Annotated in this window: 5 protein-coding genes; 2 read left to right on the top strand and 3 right to left on the bottom strand. The window is 63.6% G+C overall.

Annotated features, from left to right (window positions below; all coding sequences use genetic code 11):
* The coding region (locus MOV74_RS35000) for a toprim domain-containing protein (RefSeq protein ID WP_246931642.1) at positions 1-498 on the bottom strand (498 nt) is incomplete at its 3' end.
* Between the two features lie 228 nt (positions 499-726).
* Between MOV74_RS35000 and MOV74_RS34995 the strand changes: the two genes are divergently transcribed.
* On the top strand, positions 727-966 hold the full coding sequence (locus tag MOV74_RS34995; RefSeq protein ID WP_246931641.1) for a hypothetical protein: 240 nt from the start codon (positions 727-729) through the stop codon (positions 964-966).
* Between the two features lie 130 nt (positions 967-1,096).
* On the opposite strand, the gene MOV74_RS34990 is transcribed toward MOV74_RS34995, so the two are convergent.
* Complete coding sequence (locus MOV74_RS34990; RefSeq protein ID WP_246931640.1) at positions 1,097-1,561, bottom strand: helix-turn-helix domain-containing protein; 465 nt, start codon at positions 1,559-1,561, stop codon at positions 1,097-1,099.
* Positions 1,562-1,682: 121 nt separating this feature from the next.
* On the opposite strand from MOV74_RS34990, the gene MOV74_RS34985 reads away from it, so the two are divergent.
* The gene (locus tag MOV74_RS34985; protein WP_246931643.1) at positions 1,683-2,456 is read left to right on the top strand and encodes an SDR family oxidoreductase; all 774 of its coding nucleotides are present in this window, start codon (positions 1,683-1,685) and stop codon (positions 2,454-2,456) included.
* A 67-nt stretch (positions 2,457-2,523) separates the two neighbouring features.
* On the opposite strand, the gene MOV74_RS34980 is transcribed toward MOV74_RS34985, so the two are convergent.
* On the bottom strand, positions 2,524-2,962 hold a 439-nt coding region (locus tag MOV74_RS34980), incomplete at its 5' end, for an FMN-dependent NADH-azoreductase (RefSeq protein ID WP_246931639.1).

Below are 2,962 nucleotides of genomic sequence, written 5' to 3'. Positions count from 1 at the left end.
GGCCGAGCGGGCGCCCGGCAGCTTGCGCCACAGCACGGGGGAGAGGGTGAACCCGACCAGATAGTCGAGCGCGCGGCGCGCCATGTAGGCGTCGACCAGCGCGCCGTCGATCTGGCGCGGATGCTTCATCGCATCCGAGACCGCCTGCTTGGTGATGGCGTTGAACACCACCCGCTCGATCTTCTGGTCCTTCAGCGCGCGCTTTTCCTTCAGCACCTCCAGCACGTGCCAGGAGATGGCCTCGCCCTCGCGATCAGGGTCGGTGGCGAGAATCAGGCGGTCGGCGTTCTTCAGGGACTTGGCGATGTCGTTGAGCCGGCCGGCCGCCTTGGGGTCGACCTCCCAGATCATCTTGAAATTGGCGTCGGGATCGACGGATCCGTTCTTGGCGGGAAGGTCGCGGACATGGCCGAACGAGGCCAGAACCTCATAGGACGAGCCCAAATATTTGTTGATCGTCTTGGCTTTCGCCGGCGACTCCACAATGACGATATTCATGTAGTTCCAGTAACTTACGGGGAAATATGGGGCCGAATTCGAAAGGATTCGGATCGGCCGTTTCGACCCGAACATGGGTGGTGCGACCCTCGCTGTCAAATCGAAGGGTGTTGAAAGGCGCCCGGATGGGAAAAGTTTCATATCGAGAAAGTTGCAAAATACCACCTTGGAGTTGCGGCCGATGTCGGCGTAATGTTTCTGCGGGGCATGGATTCGGGGTGGGGTCTGGTGACTAAGCCAGGAAAGAAACGGGCGCGCGCCGCATCGGGCGTGCCGGAGGGCTCGCGCCACGAGGAACCGGGCGAAGGCGGCGCCGATGAGGCGGTCGCCTTCATTGCCGAGCAGACGGCTGCCCTGCGCAAGCTCGCCGAGCGCCACAAGCTGCACGTGTTACATTATTTATTGGGCATGACGCAGCTGGAAGCCGACGAGCACTTAAGGCTGCGGAGCAGGCGCAAGCTGTCGTGAGCGCGACATGCTGTTAGTTCCGTCACCCCGTCATTGCGAGCGCAGCGAAGCAATTCAGACTGTCTCAGCGGAAAGACTCTGGATTGCTTCGTTACGTTCGCAATGACGGTGTCGCGGCAGTCGAACGCCGTCACGCCGACTGCCGGCGCGCGGGCCGCGGCTTCAACGTCGTATCAGCGGAGCTGAGCAGCCGCCCGTCCTCCGCGCGCATTTCGAGCTTCTTCACCGGGCGGCCCTTTGCGCGATCGACCAGGATGGTCGCGATCTCCTCCGGATGGTCGTCGAACTCCTCGCTCCATTGCCGCAGCGCCACCAGGATCGGGAAGGTACCGCGGCCCTTTGGCGTCAGCACATATTCTTGATAAGCGCTGCCGTCGGAGGCGGGGGCAGTCGTCAGAATGCCGTGATCGACCAGCGCGCGCAGCCGCGCCGACAGGATGTTCTTGGCCATGCCGAGCTTGCTCTGAAACTCGCCGAAACGGCGCTGGCCGGACAGCGCCTCACGGATGATCAGCAGCGACCACCAATCGCCGATCGCTTCCAGCGCCCGTGCGACCGGGCAGGAATCGCCTTCGAAGCTCGTTCGTCTCACCATCGTCTTCGTCCCACAACATTCGCCAGGTCCTGGCGCCGATCACGCGCTTGTGTGGTTGCATAATAAAACCATTTGCCCTAGATGGCAACCTAGTTTCATCATGAAACTGATGGAGGCGACCGTGAGACTGAAGAACAAGACGGCCCTGATCACCGGCGGCAACAGCGGCATTGGGCTTGCGACCGCGAAGCTGTTCGCGGCTGAGGGCGCGAAGGTGGTGATCACCGGCCGCAACAAGGCGACGCTGGAAGCGGCGGCGAAGGAACTGGGACCCAACGCGCTCGCGCTCGCCGCCGATGCCACCGACATCGCCGCGACTGAAGCTGCGATCAAGCAGGGCGCCGAAAAATTCGGCAAGTTCGACATCGTGTTCGCCAATGCCGGCATCGCCGGCGGCACGCCGCTGGGCGCGGCAACGCTCGAGGTGTTCGAGAAGGTCATCAGCACGAATCTCACTGGCGTGTTCTTCACCGTGCAATCCGCGCTCCCTCATCTCAACGACAACGCCTCGATCATTCTCAACGGCTCGGTGATCTCGGTGCTCGGCATTCCCGGTTACTCGGCCTACGGTGCCGCGAAGGCGGGCGTGCGCGCGATGGCGCGGATCATGGCTTCGGAGCTGTCGCCGCGCGGCATCCGCGTCAATGTCGTGGCGCCCGGCGCGATCCGCACGCCGATCTGGGGGCCTGCGATCGCGACGCCGGAAGCCGAGAAGGCATTCGAGAAGCGGATCGCGCTGTCGACGCCGCTCGGCCGTCTGGGCGAAACCGATCACGTTGCGAAGACGGTGTTGTTCCTGGCTTCGGATGATTCCGCGCACGTACAGGGCCAGGAAATCTTCGTCGACGGCGGCGCGGTAGCATCTCCAAGCGGCGCGCCGATTTATCGCGGCTGATCGCTCGCGCGAACCTGGTCGGGCGCAACGAGCGAGTTGCGCCCGAAGGTTCAGCCGTCGCTGAGCCCTATGCGGCGTGCAGGCTGGTTGCGGTCTGGAGCGCACCGCTGAGCGCCTTCTCGCGATGTTCCGGACCGACCTGGATGCCGTCGGCAATGATGAATTCGGCATCATGGATGCCCATGAAGCCGAACACGCCGCGCAGATAACTTTCGAGATGCTCCAGCGCCGCGGCAGGCGAGCCCGCGCCGTAATAGCCACCGCGCGAGATCGCGACGATCACGCGCTTGCCTCCGGCGAGTCCTTCCGGCCCAGCCGCGCCATACTTAAAGGTCTTTCCCGCCACCAGGATGCGGTCGATCCAGGCCTTGAGCTGACTCGGAATGGTGAAATTGTACATGGGCGCGCCGATCACGACGATGTCAGCGGTCAAAAACTCGTCCAGCGCAGCCGCGCTCGCGGCGAGGTCGGGCGCGAGTTCAGCCGGCACCGGGGCGCCTTGCGCG

It is taken from the genome of Bradyrhizobium sp. SHOUNA76, assembly GCF_023006445.1.
Lineage (GTDB): Bacteria > Pseudomonadota > Alphaproteobacteria > Rhizobiales > Xanthobacteraceae > Bradyrhizobium.
The sequence above is the reverse complement of the archived record's forward strand: the minus strand, read 5'-3'. Positions and strand labels throughout refer to the sequence as shown.